Genomic DNA, 19,444 nt, shown 5'->3' on the forward strand with positions numbered 1-19,444 from the left:
CATGACTAAGGAGTGGTTATGCAGCATTTGATTTTTGTCTACGGCACGTTACGCAAGGGAGAGTACAACCATCAGTATTTGCGCTCGGCGCAGTTTCTTGGTTTACATGAAACGGATGCTCAATTTGCAATGTATGACTTAGGCCCTTATCCAGCGTTGTCTGATGGGCAACGCTCGATTCAAGGTGAAGTGTACCTGATTGACAGTGAAACCTTATCTGAGCTAGATAGGTTAGAAGATGTGCCAGTGGAATATCGCCGAGAGAGCATCGTTACGCCTTTTGGCCAAGCTTGGATCTACTTATATCAAGATACTGAGCAATTAACCGAAGAAATCGCTTCCGGAGATTGGTGTCAAAAGGTGTGAGCTATACTGACATTATCAATAGCAACGAGCTAAACACTAAGGAGTCACGATGAAAGCATTCGTAATTGGAGTAATGGCGTTGCTTCTTGCTGCATGCGCACAAACAACACTACCGACTTCGAATAATGTGACCGATTGGCAAGTGTTTGGTAGGCAGTCAGCTTTAGATGGATTACGGGAGTTATCTGAGGAGCGAATTGCGAAGCTGGATGATGTTAACCATGCGACGCCAGAACTGATAATGGCTTATCAAGCGGGTTACCAGCAAGGCAAACAAGAGTATTGTGAGCAAAGTGCTTATATGCTCGGTGTTATCGGGCGGCCGTATTTTGGCATTTGTGATGATGTTGACCCCTTCTTTCAACATGACTACGACGCTGGACGAATGTCTTCAGCAGGCGCACCTATCTAGTTGACACAGGTAAGATGAAAGCAAAAGAGCTGCCCTAGAGCAGCTCTTTTTAATTTTGTATCAGCAGTGATGCTTATTTTTTCTGAGCTCGTTCGTAAGATTCTAGGATTTCAGCTTTGGCGGCAGCAACATCTGCCCAACCATCCACTTTCACCCATTTGCCTGCTTCAAGCTCTTTGTAACGCTCAAAGAATTGCGTGATCTGCGCTTTCAATAGTTCTGGGATATCGTCCACATCTTGGATGTGCTCGTACTCTTTCGAGATTTTTGAGTGGGGAACCGCAAACACTTTTGCATCTTCACCCGATTCATCTGTCATCTTCAAAACGCCAACAGGACGGCAGCGAATGACTGAACCTGGCATGAGTGGGTATGGTGTTGGTACCAATACGTCGACTGGGTCGCCATCAAGAGACAGGGTATTGTTCACGTAGCCATAGTTGCATGGGTAGAACATTGGTGCAGACATGAAACGGTCGACAAATACAGCACCAGAGTCTTTATCTACTTCGTACTTGATTGGATCTGCATTTGCAGGAATTTCGATAACGACATAGATATCTTCAGGCAGCGACTTGCCTGCTGGTACATGGTTTAAGCTCATTAGAATATTCCTTTTCATTAACGATGAGTCACACAAAAGCGGCTTCATCTGATGATAAATTCGCGTTTCACTTTAGCGACAAAAACGCGGCAGGTAAACACCTGCCGCGTTGGACAAAGGTCTGAAATTATTCTTCGTCGCGGTGCAGTTCAAGGAACTCTTCAACTTTGCGAACCATGTTCTTCGAACCCACAAAGAAAGGTACACGCTGGTGCAACTCAGTAGGCTTGATGTCCATAATGCGATTCACGCCGTCCGATGCAATGCCGCCAGCTTGCTCAATGAGGAATGCCATAGGGTTACATTCGTAAAGCAGGCGTAGCTTGCCTTGCGGGTGGCTTTGTGTGCTTGGGTAAAGGTAGATACCGCCTTTCAGTAGGTTGCGGTGGAAATCAGCAACCAGCGAGCCAATGTAGCGAGAAGTGTATGGGCGACCGTCTTCTGGCACGTTTTCTTGGCAGTACTTGATGTACTTCTTCACCCCTTGAGGGAAACGAATGTAATTACCTTCGTTGATGGAGTAGATCTTACCATCATCAGGAATCATCATGTTTTCATGAGAAAGACAGAAGCTGCCGATAGATGGGTCGTAAGTAAAGCCGTTTACGCCGTTACCAGTTGTGTATACCAACATGGTGGAGGAGCCGTAAATCACGTAGCCCGCAGCCACTTGTTTGTGACCAGGTTGTAGGAAGTCTTCTTCAGTTGGTGGAGTACCGATTGGAGAAACACGACGGTAAATCGAGAAGATAGTACCAACAGAGACGTTCACATCGATGTTAGAAGAACCATCAAGTGGGTCCATCAATACTACATATTTGGCGTTTTGGTTGAGTTCTTTATTGAACGCAACTGCTTCGTCTTCTTCTTCACTGGCAACGCCACACACTTGATCACGAGCTTCAAGCGCGGCTTTGAACTTATCGTTCGCGTAAACATCGAGCTTTTGCTGATCTTCACCTTGGACATTTTCCGTGCCTACAGCACCAGTGATATCACCGAGACCCGCTGCGTTGATTTCGCGGTTAACGATTTTTGCAGCTAAACGAATGGAGGCTAAAAGGGATGATAGATCACCGCTAGCGTGGGGGAAATCCGCTTGTTTTTCGACAATGAACTCGCCTAGGGTGCGCAGTCCTGACATGGTTAATCCTTACATTTTCATTTCATTGGGGGTAGTGCGCAAGTGAGCATCTCTTTATGGATGTTAAACGATTGCGCTGGATGTAAGTTTAAGTCGCAGATCTTTTTAATGGTAATGAAGTAACTGTTTGAGATCTCAATTTATTTGTAGACTTGTTTGAGGGATTCATCAGTAAGCAAGAGGTTGTACAGTCTGTGTTCAACCTTGTCATATTTGTGAAAGGGACTGCAAGAAGAAGGCTAAAGTCACTCGCTTTTCAGGCGGTAATCGCGATAATGAAAGCATTAAAGAACGCATTACAAGGTTTAGTTTATGCACATTCATATCTTGGGTATCTGTGGCACATTTATGGGCGGCGCTGCGATTTTAGCGCGCCAATTAGGGCATAAAGTCACTGGTTCTGATGCCAACGTTTACCCACCGATGAGCACGTTGCTTGAGTCTCAAGGTATTGAAATTATTGAAGGCTTCGACCCGTCTCAACTCGACCCTCAACCAGACCTTGTTGTGATTGGTAATGCCATGAGCCGTGGCAACCCGTGTGTCGAGCATGTGCTCAACACTAACATGCGTTACACCTCTGGCCCGCAGTGGCTCAACGAGTTTTTGCTGCATGATCGGTGGGTATTGGCGGTATCGGGTACACATGGGAAAACGACTACGTCGAGCATGCTTGCTTGGATACTTGAAGATTGTGGTTATCAACCGGGTTTCTTAGTCGGTGGGGTACTCGGTAACTTCGGAGTGTCTGCTCGTTTGGGTGAAAGCATGTTTTTTGTCGTTGAAGCGGACGAATATGACAGTGCTTTTTTCGATAAGCGTTCTAAGTTTGTGCATTACCATCCTCGCACTTTAATCATGAACAATCTTGAGTTTGATCATGCTGATATCTTCGATGATCTAGAAGCGATCAAGCGCCAATTCCATCATTTAGTGCGAACGGTTCCCGGCAATGGCTTAATCTTAGCTCCGAAGCAAGACCAAGCTTTGGCGGATGTATTCGAGCGTGGTTGCTGGACAGAAAAGCAGTTTTCAGGTGTTGATGGCGACTGGCAAGCGCACAAATTAGTGCTTGATGGCTCAAAATTTGACGTTGCGTTGCAAGGCGAGAAGGTTGGTACCGTCGAATGGAATTTGGTGGGTGACCACAATGTGGATAATGCGCTGATGGCAATCGCTGCTGCACGACATGTTGGAGTCACTCCGGATCTTGCTTGCCAGGCATTAGGGCGTTTCATCAATACCAAGCGCCGTTTAGAGCTGAAAGGTGAAGAACAAGGTGTGACGGTTTACGATGATTTTGCGCATCACCCAACGGCAATTGAACTTACTGTCGGTGGTTTGCGTAACAAGGTAGGTGAAAAACGCATCCTTGCTGTGTTGGAGCCGCGTTCTGCCACCATGAAGCGAGGTGTACACAAAAACACACTTGCAGAGTCACTACACAGTGCAGATGAAGTCTTCTTGTTCCAGCCAGATAATATCGAGTGGTCTGTGCAAGACATTGCCGACCAATGCACACAGCCAGCGTTTGTCGATGCGGATATAGATAACTTTGTAGCCAAGATCGTCGAACGTGCGCGACCAGGTGACCAAATTCTAGTCATGAGTAACGGTGGCTTTGGTGGTATTCACGGAAAACTTCTTGAGCAGTTAAAACAAAAAGCCTGATTGATATGCAAAACAAAACACAACCCTCTCATAAAAAAGCCATCACGTTGGCATTAACGGGTGCTTCTGGTGCTCCCTACGGCCTTCGTCTTTTAGAATGCTTGGTTGCGGCGGATTATCATGTCTACGTTCTGATTTCTTCGGCGGCTCGTGTTGTGATGGCAACCGAGCATAATCTTAAGTTGCCAAGTGGCCCAGAAGCGGCGCAGCAAGCATTGGTAGAGCACCTGAACTGCAATCCAAATAACATCACCGTTTGCGGTAAAGACGATTGGTTCTCGCCGGTTGCGTCTGGTTCTGCTGCACCTAAGCAAATGGTGGTTTGCCCATGCTCTGCGGGAAGCGTTGCGGCCATAGCACATGGTATGTCGGACAACTTGATCGAACGGGCCGCTGATGTAGTAATGAAAGAGCGCGGGCAGCTGTTGCTCGTGGTTCGCGAAACGCCATTTTCAACGCTACATCTGGAGAACATGCACAAGCTATCGCAAATGGGCGTCACCATCATGCCAGCGGCTCCGGGTTTCTACCATCAGCCAAAGAGCATTGAAGACTTAGTGGATTTTATGGTGGCGAGAATTCTCGACCACTTAGGTATTGAGCAAGGTTTAGTGCCTCGTTGGGGTTATGACCAGCGTTCGTGAGCTGATTGTGTAACCACTCAAATACCTTTACAATCCATCCAACTCATCGGGGAGCAAACCCATTTAGCATTGAGTCAATCAATGCATTGGGGCGCTGAGACCTAAGTGTTTAACTAGGGACCCGTATTACCTGAACCAGATAATGCTGGCGTAGGAATTGAGTCTGGATATTGGAAGTCCTTAATAGCCGCCTCAAACCCTGTGCCGCTCAACTTATTTCTCTGAAATACTCATGGAGAGCGAGCAGTGAAACCCACTCTAAATCTGATTGCCCTAGCTGCAATTACTTCAACTTCAGCGTTTGCTGCTGAAAACCCATTAACTATTTATACCTACGATTCTTTTGCCGCAGATTGGGGGCCGGGTCCTAAAATCGAGCAAGCTTTTGAAGCAAAATGTGGCTGTGACGTTAACTTCGTAGCGTTGGACGATGGTGTGTCGATTCTGAATCGTCTTCGTCTTGAAGGCGGTAATAGCAAAGCGGACATCGTATTAGGTTTGGATAACAATCTGATGGCAGAAGCGAAGAAAACCGGTCTGCTTGCCGAGCACAATGTAGATACGTCCAATACAGTGTTACCAAACGGTTGGAGTGACACGACGTTTGTACCGTACGATTACGGCTACTTCGCGTTTGTGTACAACAAAGAGAAACTGGCTAATCCGCCGAAAAGCATGAAAGAGCTGGTGGAAACGCGCGACGATCTGAAAGTGATTTACCAAGATCCGCGGACTTCAACGCCGGGCCAAGGCTTAATGCTATGGATGAAATCTATTTATGGCGACGATGTGACGCAAGCGTGGCAGAAGCTAGCGAGCAAAACCGTAACGGTCACGAAAGGTTGGTCTGAGGCGTATTCTATGTTCCTCAATGGTGAGTCCGATTTAGTGCTTTCTTACACCACTTCACCTGCGTACCACTTAATTGCGGAAAACGATTCGAAGTTTGCTACGGCGAATTTTGCTGAAGGCCACTACATGCAAGTTGAAGTAGCCGCCAAAGTGAAAGGGGCAAAAAACTCAGAACTTGCTGATCAATTTATGAGTTTCATTTTAAGTGATGAGTTCCAATCGGCGATGCCAACGGGTAACTGGATGTACCCAGTCACTGACGTTGAGTTACCTAAAGGTTTTGAAACTTTGAGTGTTCCAAGCAAGTCGTTGAGCTTTAGTGCTGATGAAGTGGCAAAAATGCGTAAGTCTTGGATTCGCGAATGGCAAAGCGCATTGACGTTTTAGCTGACGTTTCCATCCTCATCTGAATGAGATAGGTTTTACCTTTGAATTCTGTTCCAAAAATAGGTTTAGGGGTCGCGATGATCATCGCGACCTTTGTTATTTCTGCCCTAGGTGCTTTGATTGTTCAAGCCCCTTCACTTGATGTGTCTGTGGTATGGGGCGACCCGTACTATCAACATGTCACCAAGTTCAGTTTCTACCAAGCGTTTCTTTCCACATTGCTCAGTGTTGGCTTTGCCATTCCAGTAGCGCACGCACTTTCGCGTCGCCAATTTATTGGTAAATCATTACTGCTTAAGCTGTTTGCATCGACACTGGTTTTGCCGGTTTTGGTTGGTGTTTTTGGGCTGTTAGCGATTTATGGCAACAGTGGTTTGTTGGCGCAGTGGTTGCAAAGTTTCGACACTAAACTGCCATTCTCTATTTACGGTTTGAACGGCATTTTACTCGCCCATGTGTTCTTTAATTTACCTTACGCGGCACGATTGCTTCTGCAAGCCTTGGAGTCTATTCCTGCCGAGCAGCATAAGCTTTGCGCGCATCTTGGGATGAGCCATTGGGATAAGTTTCGCTGGGTAGAATGGCCGCGTTTAAGGCAGCAGCTTCCCCACGTTTGTGGGTTGGTGTTTATGTTGTGCTTTACCAGTTTTGCCACTGTAATGGCGTTGGGGGGCGGGCCAAAATCCACCACCATTGAATTGGCCATTTACCAAGCGATTAAGTTTGATTTTGATTTACAAGCTGGGGCGTTATTGGCGCTGTGGCAGATGCTGTTATGTGGACTGCTTGCTATTGGAGTGCAGAAGTTAACAAGGCCTGTTTCTATCAGTGCTGGAAGCACATCGGTACAGCAATATTTAACGAAGGATCATGGGTGGTCAAAAGCTTGGGATAGCTTTTGGATCATAGGTGCCTTTTTACTGGTAATACCGCCGTTATTGATGGTGTTACTGAGTGGCATCAACCAACAAGTTTGGACTGTATTAACCGATGAGCGTTTTTGGTCTGCGCTATTGAACTCCCTCAAAGTCGCCTGTGTCGCTAGCGCGCTTGCGGTCGCTGCAGGGGTGTCCATACTATTGACCAGTCGCCGTTGGCGGTTGCAGTACAAAAACACGCGAGCCGATCAGATTGAGTTAATCGGCACCGTTATTTTGGTGACTCCAGGTCTGGTGATTAGCACCGGTTTATTCTTACTACTGCGCGCATTTACCGATGTTTTTAGCTTGGCATTTTTTGTCGTGATTTTGGTGAACGGTTTAATGGCTTTGCCTTACGTGATCAAAACGCTAGCGCAGCCAATGCTGCACATTGAACAACAGTATCAGTATGTATGTGCCAGCTTAGGCATGCGTGGCTGGCAACGGTTTAAAGTGGTGGAGTGGCAGGCGCTACGCAAGCCGTTTGCACATGCGTTTGCGATCAGCTTTATGTTTGCAATAGGGGATTTAAGTGCCATAGCACTGTTTGGTGGACAAGAGTTTCGTACCTTACCTCTGTATTTGTTCCAGTTGCTTGGCAGTTATCAGATGGACGCAGCTGCGGTGGTATCGGTGACCCTATTGTTGTTGAGTGTGGGCTGTTTTGCCTTGATTGAGAAAGTATTGAAAACGAAGGAGAGAGCGTAATGTTAGTGTTGGATGATGTGCAGTACACCTACCAACGTGAACTGTTTCGTTTTGACTTAACGATTGAGCAAGGACAGATTGTATCGCTGATGGGACCAAGTGGGGCAGGGAAGTCAACCTTGCTGGCGTTGGTGGCAGGATTCATCCATCCTGACCGTGGTGATATTTGTGTTGATGGTGAGTCCATTGTGCGTAAAGAGCCTTATCTGCGTCCGTTCTCTATGTTGTTCCAAGAGCACAATTTGTTTGCTCACTTATCGGTGCGTGACAACATCGGTTTGGGCTTACACCCAGGGCTAAAGCTTACGGTGGACCAAAATCGTCAGATTGAACAAGCCGCGCAGCAAGTTGGTGTTGCAGAGTACCTCGACCGTTTGCCAGAGCATCTTTCTGGTGGCCAGCGTCAACGTGTTGCCTTAGCGCGTTGTTTTGTTCAGCCTCATCCCATGTGGCTGTTGGATGAGCCGTTCTCGGCGCTTGATCCGGTGTTGCGTGAAGAGATGCTGAGCTTGGTAAAAAAACTGGCAGCAGAGCGGGGAATAACCGTATTGATGGTCACGCACCATTTAAGCGATGCCAAAGCGATTGCCAGCCACTTTGTGTTTGTGGCGGATGGTAAAGTGGAAGCCGCGGGTGATATGTCTGCATTGAGTGAACAGCATGCTAGTGAGAAGCTTGCGGCATTTATCCGAGCCGCATGCTAGTGCCTGATAGTTGCTAGGTCATGCTTCTCCGCAACACAAACCATGCCTAGGGCCAAATTCAAATTGAGATCTTAAGCTCATGATATGGTCAATCATTGCTTGTACGCGCCGTGGGCGGTTTGCTCCAGGACGATAGACTAGATAAATAGGCATTGGTACCGTGTGCCATTGCGGCAACACTCTGACTAAGGTGCCACTTTCTAGCTCTTGCGTCATGTTTTGCACAGGTAAGTTAGCGATGCCTAGTCCTTTAAGTGCGCCTTTTAATATTGCTTCTACAGTTGTACTTGAGAAGTTACTGGTTATTGAAACATTGACGGTATTATCGTGTGAGATCAGCGTCCAAGGCCCTATTTCTGAAACATATTGATACCTCAAACAGTTGTGTTTTGTCAGGTCTTCTGGCGTTTCAGGTACGCCGAACTCAGCTAAATACTCAGGGCTAGCAGCCAGGACTCGAGTCGTATAGCCTAATTTTTTTGCGATCAATCGATCATCAACTATCTGACCGACTCGAATTGCCATATCAAAGCCGTGTGAAAACAGATCAACAAAATCGTTCGATGCTTCTAACGCAATTTGTACTTTTGGCCATTGTTTTAAAAATGGCAAAAAGATGTGTTCCGCCATATACGCATCCAACGCTGGTGGCGCGGAAATACGCAGCCGGCCTTGGATCTGTTGTTCCATCTCCAGTACGTCATGGCCAATTGAGTGGAATTCCTCAACTAAGCTTGCAGCACGCTCTAAAACCATTTGGCCAGCTTCGGTGATCACTAACTTTCGGGTTGTGCGCTCTAGGAGTTTGGCTTCAAAGTGTTGTTCGAGTTTGGTTATGGCTTTACTAACAGTAGATTTCGGTAGGTTTAACTCCAGCGCGCACTTGGTTAAGCTCAGTAGTCGACAGCTTGTGACAAAGATAGAAAGCGTTCTAAAGTCAATTGTTTCTAAATTGCGAACAATCACTTTCAATTATCCATATTGTTTCAATATTAATCTGATTATAGTCTGGCACCTCATCCTTAGCCATCAAGTTATTGTCATTTGAGGTAAACAACATGTCCAACTCTGTAGACTTATTTTCTCCTATCGAACTCGGTCAATTAGCATTAGATAACCGTGCTATTATGGCGCCTTTAACGAGAGCTCGTGCTGGCGCAGACCATATTCCTAATGACCTTATGGTTGAATACTACGCTCAACGTGCGAGTGCCGGACTTATCATTGCTGAATGCACCATGGTGATGGAAGGTACGTCTGCTTTTATGGCAGAACCGGGCATTTACAACGAAGAGCAAATCGCAGCTTGGAAAAAGGTAACGGATGCGGTTCATGAGAGAGGCGGTAAGATTGTACTGCAAATTTGGCATGCGGGACGAGCTTGTCATCCTGATCTGAATGAAGGAAAAACACCTGTAGCGGCGAGCGCATTGGCCATTCGTGATGAATTAGTCCATACCCCTTCGGGTAAGCAAGCATATACGGTACCACGAGCACTCGAAGTGGATGAGATAGCTTCCATTGTTGCGGCGTTTAAACAAGGTGCAGAAAACGCCAAGAAAGCCGGCTTTGATGGGGTCGAGATACATGGCGCCAATGGTTATCTTATTGATAACTTCCTTCGTGACGGCTCAAATTTACGTACCGATGAATACGGTGGCTCGGTTGAAAATCGTGCTCGATTTTTACTTGAGATAGTGAAAGAAGTCGTTGAGGTGTGGGGACCCGGAAGAGTCGGTCTGCGTACATCTCCGCTAAATGGATTTAATGACATGAAAGACAGTGATCCAGTTGGTTTGGTGCGTTACTTAGCAGAGCAACTTAATTCTTTCGATCTTGCTTATTGGCACGTGATGCGTGCGGATCTGAAAGGCGTACAAAAAGCAGATGTTCTCAAGCCAGCACGCGAAAACTATCAAGGTCACTTAATGGCGAACGTGGGCTACAGTGCACAAGAAGCGGCAACAGCAATTGCAGAAAACAAAGTTGATGTGGTCGCATTTGGCGTTCCCTTTATCGCAAACCCAGATTTAGTTGAGCGATTTAAGAAAAATGCACCTCTTAATGAGGCGAAACCAGAACACTTTTATTTGGGGGGAGCAGAAGGTTATACCGATTACCCAGTGATGGCATAACCCTTACTTGTTTCATATAAAAAGGACGCTAATGTTAGCGTCCTTTTTCGTTTCTGTATTTACTTAGCCTTGCGGTTTTACGACCATCACATTGATTGGAGAATATTCCACAACCTTACTCGCGACAGAGCCAAGCATTACTTTATTGATTTTAGAGCGCTTGTGGCTTGGCATAATGATGAGATCAGCGCCTAAACGTTCTGCATAATCAAGAATGGTCGCGTAGGCCTTGCCTTCAGCAACATGCACTTGGTAAACCACATCTTCAGCAATATGCTCATTAGCGAAAGTTTTTAGTTGCTGCTTCACGTCTTGCTTCATTTTGGCCGCAGCATCTTTCGGAAAGTATGTGGCAACCATCGACATGTGAATACCAGGTAGTACAGTCAGAAGATGGATTTGAGCATTTGCTTGCTTTGCCTGCCAAACCGCTAGTTCAACCGCTCGGTCTGAAAAGCCTTGGTCATTTAGATCAACCGGAACAAGAATTTGTTTGTACATTCAATGTCTCTCATTAAGGCCCCTTTATCCTCGGGGCCAAATCGGTTATGCGCTCAATTGTTCCTTACGAGCACGACGTTTTTGGTTCATTGCAAGCACCAGCAAAATCATTAAGCATGGTACAAACACCCACTCTTTCATCGGACGGTCTGCATCCTGGATAACCCACTTGATTTCCCAATCAAAGTCGATACCTGCGGACTCTGCTGGACTACCAAATTCAACCATATCGACAATCATTTTGTTGTCACTTTCGGTCAGCATCAGACCCATAGATGAAATACGTGCGTCTGCTGTTGTCGCACTGTCTTCGAATGGAAGACGAACCGTTTTCTCAATGTAGTCGCCCTCAAGGTTTTCACCGGCAACACGTAACTCCAATGATTCTCCTACATTTAGTGTTTCCGTGATTTGAGCTACCTCAACGCCAGGAGAAAGAACTTTCGCTGGGTACAGCATGTCCCACCAAAAACCTGGACGGAAAAACGAAAATGTCAGTACTAATAATAGGACTGTTTCCCACCACTTGTTACGCGTGAACCACCACCCTTGAGTTGCCGCAGAGAATATCAGCATTGCAATGATCGATGAGATGACTGTGAGTGCCAAATGCCACCAAGAGTCGATCCCCATTAACAATAGCTGGGTATTGAACACAAACATGAACGGCAAAATAGCGGTTCGAATATCGTAAGTAAAACCTTGGATACCAGTACGAATTGGATCTGATTTCGCAATTGCTGCTGCTGCAAAAGCCGCAAGGCCTACAGGTGGGGTATCGTCGGCCAAAATACCAAAGTAGAAAACGAACAAGTGCACCGCTATCAACGGAATAATTAAGCCATGCGCTGCGCCGAGCGTAACAATAACCGGCGCCATTAGCGTAGAGACCACGATGTAGTTCGCCGTTGTTGGCAGACCCATCCCCAGAACCAAGCTAATGATGGCGGTAAACAGCAGCATAAGAATGATGCTGCCACCAGAGATAAACTCGACGAAGTCGGTCATCACTAGGCCGATACCCGTTAGTGTAACAACACCAACAACGGTGCCCGCTGCCGCGGTTGCAACGCCGATACCAATCATATTGCGCGCACCAGAAACTAAGCTCTCGGCAAGATCGACAAAGCCATCTTTGGTTTGCTGAAGCATGTCTCCTTGCTTTGACAGCAGTGCAATCAACGGACGTTGAGTCAGCAAAATGAAAATCATGAATACCGTTGCCCAGAATGCCGAAAGGCCAGGTGAGAAACGTTCGACAGTCAAACACCAAACCAATACGACGATAGGGAGTAGGTAGTGCAAGCCTGACTTAACGGTTGGGCCAGGATCAGGTACTTCTGTTAATTCTGCATCAATCTCAATTGCGCCATCTTGCACGTGATTTGCTGAGACTTTCACCAACCCAACGTACGCGATTAATAGTGCGACGGTAACAATTGGTGTCGCGGCATCACCAAAGACGTCCTTTGTCCAACCCACTCCGTAGTAAACCAATGCGCTGATCACACACAATCCTAAGATTGTGCCAGTAAAGGACAGCAGACTTTGTACTAGTGTTGGATTGTGGCGACGAGGAAGGCCTGTCATGCCTGCTTTACATGCTTCAAGGTGAACAATGTAAATTAAAGCAATATAAGAGATTAGCGCTGGAAGTAGGGCAGCTTTAATCACCTCAACGTAGGAGATACCGACGTATTCCACCATCAAAAATGCTGCTGCACCCATGATTGGCGGTGTTAACTGACCATTGGTTGAAGCCGCTACCTCTACCGCACCCGCTTTTGTGCCGGGAAAGCCAACACGCTTCATCAGTGGAATCGTAAAGGTGCCAGTTGTTACTACGTTTGCGATTGAAGAACCAGAAACCAGACCAGATAAACCTGATGCAACAACGGCCGCTTTAGCTGGACCACCTTTCATATGGCCAAGTAACGAGAAGGCAACTTTAATGAAGTAAGCACCAGCACCAGCGCGTTCCAGCATTGCTCCAAACAATACAAACAAGAAGACAAAAGAGGTAGAAACACCTAGCGCAACCCCAAATACGCCTTCTGTTGTTAGCCACAAGTGAGACATGGCCTTGTTCAAGCTTGCCCCTTTGTGTGCGATAACGTCAGGCATGTAAGGGCCTGCAAAGGTGTAAGTAAGGAAAACAGCAGCCACGACCATTAATGGTGGACCAAGAGCTCGGCGTGTTGCTTCTAAAAGGAGGATCATACCGATAACAGCAACAACGATATCAACCGTTGTCGGTGCGCCTGAGCGTCCCGCTAGCTCGGTATAAAAAAGGTATATATAGGCTGCTGAAAAGCTGCCAGCCAACGCGAGTATCCAATCAACAAGAGGGATATGATCGCGAGGAGAGTTCTTCATCGCTGGATAAGCAGTGAAAGCCAAAAAGATCGCGAAAGTAAGGTGGATAGATCGCGCTTCCGTGTCGTTCAGTACGCCAAAATTGAAAATAAATGGTAACGGGGATGCGTACCATAATTGAAATAGTGACCAACACAGAGGAACAAACCAAAGGATTCGTCCTTGCATTCCCGAAGGGCTACGTGCACCTGTGTCTGCCTGAGCCACCATTTCTTGCACATCTTGTGACGGAGCTTGATTCGTCGCCATGTACTTTTTCCTTATTATTGATGGTCCTGTCTGATTTTTATCGAGAACCACACTTCGCCTCTATCAGTGTAGTGAATGGAGCGAAGTTTGCTTTCGAGTATTTTGCTGCCTGAACTCAAAGTGTTGATTGTTGGATACTCTGTTAGGCGGCGTTTAAGTTTTCTTGGGTATGAGCTCGCAGTTTTCAGAAGAAAACTGGCGAATGAAGCATACAGTTAGAACGTGCTACAACCTGTATGCTCAAACAGGCAGAAAATATTCTTTCCTGCCTGTATGTAGAGTCTGAGGTAATTACTTAATTAGACCCATTTCTTTGTAGTATTTTTCTGCACCTGGGTGAAGAGGAATAGAAAGACCAGCTTTCACCATGTCTTCTTTCTTCAAGTTTGCGAATGCAGGGTGTAGACGTTTGAAGGTATCAAAGTTTTCAAACACAGCTTTTGCCACGTTGTAAGCGACATCGTCTGAAACATCAGAGGTCGTTACCATTGTTGCTGCAACACCAAAGCTGTTTACGTCTTTGTCTGTACCGCGGTACATACCAGCCGGTACTGAGCTAAAGGCGTAGTATGGGTTGTCGGCAACAATTTTATCGATTTTAGGGCCTGTTGCTGAAACTAGCTTCGCATCACATGATGTGGTTGCTTCTTTGATTGAACCGTTCGGGTGGCCGACCATGTAAATGAAGGCGTCAATTTTGTTATCACAAAGTGCCTGAGAGCGTTCAGAGCCTTTTAGCTCAGACGCCAATTTGAAGCTGTCGTTTGTCCAACCCATCGCTTCCATGACAACGCCCATCGTTGCACGGTCACCAGAGCCTGGGTTACCGATGTTTACTCGCTTACCTTTCAGGTCTTCAACGTTTTCAATACCTGAATCTGCACGCGCAATGATGTTGAAAGGTTCTGTATGAAGAGAGAACATTGCGCGTAGCTTCTTGTACGGGCCTTGTTCTTCAAACTTGCTCGTACCGTTGTAGCCGTGGTACTGCCAATCCGATTGCACGATACCAAAATCTAATTCGCCTGCACGGATAGTGTTAACGTTGTAAATTGAGCCACCAGTCGATTCTACTGAACAACGGATGTTGTGGTCTTTACGACCTTTATTTACCAACTTACAGATAGCACCACCAGTTGGGTAGTAAACACCTGTCACAGAGCCAGTACCGATGGTAATAAACTCTTGAGCGTTAACTGCGCCTGCGCCCATTACGGCTGCAGCGATAGCGCCTACTTTGAGAAGTTTGTTAAATGCCATGAATTTCCCTTCCTTATATTCATTATTTACCCGGAAATAACCATAAATCACTTCTGGAGTTTCCTATTTGGAAACGGCACCTTTTTCAATCCAATCGTTTGAAAAAGCGAGCGAATCATAACAAAAAATTGGCAGAAAATTATCCAATTGTTAAATGTTATAGTTGATAAGTCTGAATTTTGTATCAGGGGATAGGATTCAATTTGTGATTTAATTCTTTTTATAACAATTACTTAATTAACGTTTAGTGACTGAAATGAAAAAGATCAATTGCGTGATGTTAATCACAAAATGGGTGGTTAAAGAACGAGCGGAGTAAGCAAAAAATTTACATAAATTATGGGCTACAAAATGAGACTTCTTTTATAACCCACAATGAGTTAGCTGATTGAAGCTTTATAGAACTTAACCAGTATATTCGAACAGCTCGCACACTGATTTGAAGAGTTGCTCAGTCGTAATTGCCATGGTTGGCGTAATGAAAATGGTATCGTCACCCGCGACAACGCCAAGAATACCTTCGGATTTACCGAGTGAATCAAGCAAGCGAGCAATCAACTGTGCTGCACCTGGGCCGGTGTGAATTACCACTAACGCTGCATTACGATCGATGTCTAGTACCAGTTCACGCAGAGAGCTGCTGACTGTTGGGACACCTAGCTCAGCAGGAAGACAGTAAACCATTTCCATTTTTGCATTGCGCGTACGGACGGCGCCAAATTTAGTCAGCATACGTGAGACTTTAGATTGGTTGATACTCTCAAACCCTTGCTGTTTGAGTGCGTCAACAATCTCGCCCTGTGAGCCAAAGCTTTCTTCTTTTAACAGGGCTTTAAAGGCGCGAACTAAGTTGTCTTGTTTTTCTGAATTGCGCATAGTCATTACAAATCTCTTATTACGGGTCAGCAATTTTGCATATTCTCGCATATATATTCAGGCGGTGCCAAAGAGTCCCAGGATTATGTTAGATGCGTCACTGTAAACTATATACCACATAGAATTCTTTAGCGCGCTGAAGTAGGGCTGTATCTGTTTTCTTGAATTCCTTGTCATTTCAACAGAATAAAAGAATAATCCAAGCCCCATTTGTAGCACGGTAACAGCGAGTTGCGCGAGGTCGCAAAGCTAGCGTTAATTGATTGTAATCAAGTTGTGATTCCGATAGCTTTATTTAAGTTGGTTACAAACTACCCTACGAATACGTTTATAAGAGAAATACTCTCAAGGAGAACTACATGAAAGTAGCCGTTATTGGTGCCGCTGGTGGCATCGGTCAAGCCCTGGCCCTTCTACTTAAGAACCGTCTTCCTGCTGGTTCTGATCTAGCCCTATATGATATTGCTCCAGTAACTCCTGGTGTGGCCGCTGATCTTAGCCACATCCCTACGCCAGTTTCTATCAAAGGTTACGCTGGTGAAGATCCTACTCCAGCACTAGAAGGCGCGGATGTTGTGCTAATTTCTGCTGGTGTTGCGCGTAAGCCAGGTATGGATCGTGCGGATCTATTTAATGTAAACGCTGGTATCGTTAAATCGCTAGCGGAGAAGATTGCGGTTGTTTGTCCGAAAGCTTGTGTTGGTATCATCACAAACCCTGTAAATACAACAGTGCCAATTGCTGCTGAAGTTCTTAAAAAAGCGGGTGTTTATGATAAGCGTCGTCTATTTGGTGTAACAACGTTGGATGTTATCCGTTCAGAAACGTTTGTTGCTGAGCTAAAAGACAAAGATCCAGGTGACGTTCGCGTGCCAGTAATTGGTGGTCACTCTGGCGTAACGATCTTACCTCTACTGTCTCAAGTGGAAGGTGTTGAGTTTACAGCTGAAGAAGTAGAAGCATTAACGAAACGTATTCAAAATGCAGGTACTGAAGTTGTAGAAGCGAAAGCGGGTGGTGGTAGTGCAACACTATCAATGGGCCAAGCTGCATGTCGCTTTGGTCTGTCTCTGGTTCGTGCTCTTCAAGGTGAAGAAGGCGTAGTTGAGTGCGCTTACGTTGAAGGCGACGGCGAACACGCGACTTACTTTGCGCAACCTGTGAAACTGGGTAAAGAAGGCGTTGAAGAAGTACTAAGCTACGGCAAACTCAGCGATTACGAAAAGTCTGCATTAGGCGGTATGCTAGAAACACTAAATGGCGACATCAACATTGGTGTTGAATTCGCAAAGTAATCTAGAAAGCCTATATAAGAAGAAAGCCGATCATTTTGATCGGCTTTTTTGATCCTTGATTTCTCAACTTCGTAAAAATGGTCGAATAAAACCACGTAGTGAAGGAGAAGATGATGGAAGCGAGTCGAATCCGTAAAGGCATGGTTGTTGAGTGCCAACAAGGCGTCGGTACGATATTAGTGGTCGACCATGAAGCAGAGACGGTATTGTTGTCTAAACAAGGGACTGAACAGCAACTCGCCGTTAGCTTTGATGAAATAGAAGATGATCCACAACTGCATGGCGGTAGTGACAGATATTACTAGCGCCTCGGGCGTCGTCATTAGGTATCAAACGTAAAAAAGGAAGAGTATGCTCTTCCTTTTTGCTATAAGTCTTGCGTTATGGGTAGCTATTGATTACTTCGTGCGTTGTACTGCGACATGAGCCAGAGTAACAAGCGCTTGTTTGTATTCAGACTCTGGCAACACTGATAGTTCTGCGATTGCTTTGTCTGCTTCTTCTAGAGCTTTTTGCGTTGTGTATTCCAGAGAGCCTGCTTCTTTCATGACCGCAAGAATTTCTTCTAAGCGATCCATGCCATTCGCTTTCTCAATCGCTTCACGAATCATGATGGCGTTTTCTGGTGTGGTATTACGCATAGCATGGAGTAGAGGTAAAGTTGGCTTGCCTTCGGCCAAGTCATCACCCACATTTTTACCCATGTCTTCGCCATCAGAAGTGTAATCCATGACGTCATCAATGAGCTGAAACGCAGTGCCTAGATACTTACCGTAATTTTGCATTGCGATTTCCACATGCTCAGGAGCATCATTTAAGATTGCACCGATTTGAGTTGCGGATTCAAATAAGCGCGCAGTCTTAGAGTAGATGACTTGCATGTAGCTTTCTTCTGTCGTGTCAGGGTCGTTACAGTTCATCAACTGCTGTACTTCACCTTCGGCGATCACGTTTACGGCATTGCTCATTAGTTTAAGGATCTTCATGGATCCTAGTTCCGTCATCATCTGAAATGAGCGTGTATAGATAAAGTCCCCAACTAATACGCTAGCCGCATTGCCAAATGCTGCATTCGCAGTGGCTTTACCACGGCGCATGTCTGATTCATCTACCACGTCATCATGCAGCAAAGTCGCTGTATGGATGAACTCAATAAACGCAGCTGCCATTGTATGACCATTGCCTTGGTAACCAAGTGCACGGGCTGACAGTATCGCTAAAAGCGGTCTTAGACGTTTGCCTCCACCACTCACGATATAAAAACCGAGCTGGTTGATTAAAGAGACATCAGAATTAAGTTGGGCTTGAATTGTTTCATTCACTTTTGCCATGTCATCGGCAGTAAGCGCTTGGATAGTTTTAAAATCCATCGTATATCCGGCTGAAGTTAGACCCTGCAAGGCTTATTCGATTTATATAATTGTCGAATAATACACTAAAAAACGTTGATTAATACATTACTAAAGGGCATGATTGCCGCACTTTTCTTTGGCGATTAGCTTTTCGCCAATTTTTTCAAAATATGGCTTGTCATAGGAGCATCTATTCTGTAGAATCTGCGCCCTATTGATGATTAGTTTAGCGCACACCCTCAAGAAAGGCTGTGCGGAAAAAGCGGAGTAAAATATGTACGCTGTTTTCCAATCTGGTGGTAAACAACACCGTGTAAGCGAAGGTCAAACTCTTCGTTTAGAGAAATTAGACGTTGAAACTGGTGCAACTGTAGAATTTGATAAAGTTCTTCTTGTTGCTAACGGCGAAGACATCAAAGTTGGTGCTCCTCTTGTAGAGGGCGGCAAAATTGTTGCTGAAGTTGTACAACACGGTCGTGGCGATAAAGTTAAAATCGTTAAGTTCCGTCGTCGTAAGCACTCTCGTAAGCAACAGGGTCACCGTCAGTGGTTCACTGAAGTGAAGATCACTGGTATCAACGCTTAATCTATTAGGAGAGTTTAACAATGGCACACAAAAAAGCTGGTGGTTCTACTCGTAACGGCCGCGATTCAGAAAGCAAACGTCTAGGTGTTAAGCGTTTCGGTGGTGAATCTGTACTTGCAGGTAACATCATCGTTCGTCAACGTGGTACTAAGTTCCACGCTGGTAACAACGTAGGTATCGGTAAAGACCACACTCTATTCGCTCTTACTGAAGGTAAAGTGAAGTTCGAAGTGAAAGGTCCTAAGAACCGTAAGTTTGTAAGCATCGAAGCTGAGTAATTAGGTTTTTAACCAAATTACTTAATAGCTTTAAGCTGAATTCAAAAGCCCTGCCGAATCGGCGGGGTTTTTTATTTGTGGCAGTCGACATATCGAAGTTTCTCGCTAAGATCCTAAGCGATTT

At 45.7% G+C, this 19,444-nt stretch carries 20 protein-coding genes and 1 riboswitch; of the genes, 12 read left to right on the top strand and 8 right to left on the bottom strand.

The window, feature by feature from the left end:
• Nucleotides 1-18: 18 nt before the first annotated feature.
• Nucleotides 19-366, top strand: a complete 348-nt coding sequence (locus R7Q09_RS11610) for a gamma-glutamylcyclotransferase (RefSeq protein ID WP_005379626.1) — start codon at nt 19-21, stop codon at nt 364-366.
• Nucleotides 367-415: 49 nt separating this feature from the next.
• A complete protein-coding gene (locus tag R7Q09_RS11615) occupies nt 416-778 on the top strand; it encodes a DUF2799 domain-containing protein (protein WP_042522443.1) in 363 nt (120 codons plus the stop codon).
• Nucleotides 779-851: 73 nt separating this feature from the next.
• Here R7Q09_RS11615 and ppa read toward each other — a convergent pair whose 3' ends face one another.
• Complete coding sequence (gene ppa, locus R7Q09_RS11620; RefSeq protein WP_005379635.1) at nt 852-1,382, bottom strand: inorganic diphosphatase; 531 nt, start codon at nt 1,380-1,382, stop codon at nt 852-854.
• Nucleotides 1,383-1,509: 127 nt separating this feature from the next.
• Nucleotides 1,510-2,526 (bottom strand): class 1 fructose-bisphosphatase, encoded by a 1,017-nt coding sequence (gene fbp / locus R7Q09_RS11625; RefSeq protein WP_005383114.1) that lies wholly within the window; start codon nt 2,524-2,526, stop codon nt 1,510-1,512.
• A 312-nt stretch (nt 2,527-2,838) separates the two neighbouring features.
• On the opposite strand from fbp, the gene mpl reads away from it, so the two are divergent.
• The 5 genes from mpl to thiQ all read left to right on the top strand — a co-directional run bounded on the left by mpl (nt 2,839) and on the right by thiQ (nt 8,412).
• A complete protein-coding gene (gene mpl, locus R7Q09_RS11630; protein ID WP_054728440.1) occupies nt 2,839-4,197 on the top strand; it encodes a UDP-N-acetylmuramate:L-alanyl-gamma-D-glutamyl-meso-diaminopimelate ligase in 1,359 nt (452 codons plus the stop codon).
• Between the two features lie 5 nt (nt 4,198-4,202).
• The gene (locus tag R7Q09_RS11635) at nt 4,203-4,841 is read left to right on the top strand and encodes a flavin prenyltransferase UbiX (RefSeq protein ID WP_025768362.1); all 639 of its coding nucleotides are present in this window, start codon (nt 4,203-4,205) and stop codon (nt 4,839-4,841) included.
• Between the two features lie 37 nt (nt 4,842-4,878).
• A riboswitch (TPP riboswitch) is annotated at nt 4,879-5,015 on the top strand.
• Nucleotides 5,016-5,087: 72 nt separating this feature from the next.
• Complete coding sequence (gene thiB, locus R7Q09_RS11640) at nt 5,088-6,080, top strand: thiamine ABC transporter substrate binding subunit (RefSeq protein ID WP_104978741.1); 993 nt, start codon at nt 5,088-5,090, stop codon at nt 6,078-6,080.
• Between the two features lie 41 nt (nt 6,081-6,121).
• Entirely contained in the window at nt 6,122-7,708 is a 1,587-nt protein-coding gene (thiP, locus tag R7Q09_RS11645) for a thiamine/thiamine pyrophosphate ABC transporter permease ThiP (RefSeq protein ID WP_017820277.1), read from the top strand.
• The gene (gene thiQ, locus R7Q09_RS11650; protein ID WP_005379648.1) at nt 7,708-8,412 is read left to right on the top strand and encodes a thiamine ABC transporter ATP-binding protein; all 705 of its coding nucleotides are present in this window, start codon (nt 7,708-7,710) and stop codon (nt 8,410-8,412) included. The genes thiP and thiQ overlap by 1 nt, the downstream gene beginning before the upstream one ends.
• Before the next feature lie 18 nt (nt 8,413-8,430).
• On the opposite strand, the gene R7Q09_RS11655 is transcribed toward thiQ, so the two are convergent.
• A complete protein-coding gene (locus R7Q09_RS11655) occupies nt 8,431-9,378 on the bottom strand; it encodes a LysR family transcriptional regulator (RefSeq protein WP_042522435.1) in 948 nt (315 codons plus the stop codon).
• Between the two features lie 92 nt (nt 9,379-9,470).
• Here R7Q09_RS11655 and R7Q09_RS11660 point away from each other — a divergent pair, with 92 nt between their 5' ends.
• Complete coding sequence (locus R7Q09_RS11660) at nt 9,471-10,547, top strand: alkene reductase (RefSeq protein WP_025768366.1); 1,077 nt, start codon at nt 9,471-9,473, stop codon at nt 10,545-10,547.
• Nucleotides 10,548-10,610: 63 nt separating this feature from the next.
• Here R7Q09_RS11660 and R7Q09_RS11665 read toward each other — a convergent pair whose 3' ends face one another.
• The 4 genes from R7Q09_RS11665 to argR all read right to left on the bottom strand — a co-directional run bounded on the left by R7Q09_RS11665 (nt 10,611) and on the right by argR (nt 15,809).
• Nucleotides 10,611-11,048 carry a universal stress protein gene (locus R7Q09_RS11665; protein WP_005379654.1) on the bottom strand — a complete coding sequence of 146 codons (438 nt, stop codon included), beginning with the start codon at nt 11,046-11,048 and terminating at the stop codon, nt 10,611-10,613.
• A 45-nt stretch (nt 11,049-11,093) separates the two neighbouring features.
• Nucleotides 11,094-13,673 (bottom strand): TRAP transporter permease, encoded by a 2,580-nt coding sequence (locus R7Q09_RS11670; protein ID WP_005383099.1) that lies wholly within the window; start codon nt 13,671-13,673, stop codon nt 11,094-11,096.
• 291 nt (nt 13,674-13,964) lie between these two features.
• Entirely contained in the window at nt 13,965-14,933 is a 969-nt protein-coding gene (locus tag R7Q09_RS11675) for a TAXI family TRAP transporter solute-binding subunit (protein ID WP_005379657.1), read from the bottom strand.
• A 405-nt stretch (nt 14,934-15,338) separates the two neighbouring features.
• A complete protein-coding gene (gene argR / locus R7Q09_RS11680; protein ID WP_005379659.1) occupies nt 15,339-15,809 on the bottom strand; it encodes a transcriptional regulator ArgR in 471 nt (156 codons plus the stop codon).
• A 359-nt stretch (nt 15,810-16,168) separates the two neighbouring features.
• Between argR and mdh the strand changes: the two genes are divergently transcribed.
• Both mdh and R7Q09_RS11690 read left to right on the top strand, forming a co-directional pair.
• Entirely contained in the window at nt 16,169-17,104 is a 936-nt protein-coding gene (mdh, locus tag R7Q09_RS11685; protein WP_005383098.1) for a malate dehydrogenase, read from the top strand.
• 113 nt (nt 17,105-17,217) lie between these two features.
• The gene (locus R7Q09_RS11690; protein WP_005379661.1) at nt 17,218-17,409 is read left to right on the top strand and encodes a hypothetical protein; all 192 of its coding nucleotides are present in this window, start codon (nt 17,218-17,220) and stop codon (nt 17,407-17,409) included.
• Between the two features lie 93 nt (nt 17,410-17,502).
• Here R7Q09_RS11690 and ispB read toward each other — a convergent pair whose 3' ends face one another.
• On the bottom strand, nt 17,503-18,474 hold the full coding sequence (ispB, locus tag R7Q09_RS11695) for an octaprenyl diphosphate synthase (RefSeq protein ID WP_005383097.1): 972 nt from the start codon (nt 18,472-18,474) through the stop codon (nt 17,503-17,505).
• A 256-nt stretch (nt 18,475-18,730) separates the two neighbouring features.
• Between ispB and rplU the strand changes: the two genes are divergently transcribed.
• Both rplU and rpmA read left to right on the top strand, forming a co-directional pair.
• Nucleotides 18,731-19,042 (top strand): 50S ribosomal protein L21, encoded by a 312-nt coding sequence (gene rplU, locus R7Q09_RS11700; protein WP_005383096.1) that lies wholly within the window; start codon nt 18,731-18,733, stop codon nt 19,040-19,042.
• Nucleotides 19,043-19,062: 20 nt separating this feature from the next.
• A complete protein-coding gene (rpmA, locus tag R7Q09_RS11705) occupies nt 19,063-19,320 on the top strand; it encodes a 50S ribosomal protein L27 (RefSeq protein ID WP_005383095.1) in 258 nt (85 codons plus the stop codon).
• The last annotated feature ends 124 nt before the right edge of the window (nt 19,321-19,444 follow it).

This window comes from Vibrio sp. 2130-1, assembly GCF_033339515.1.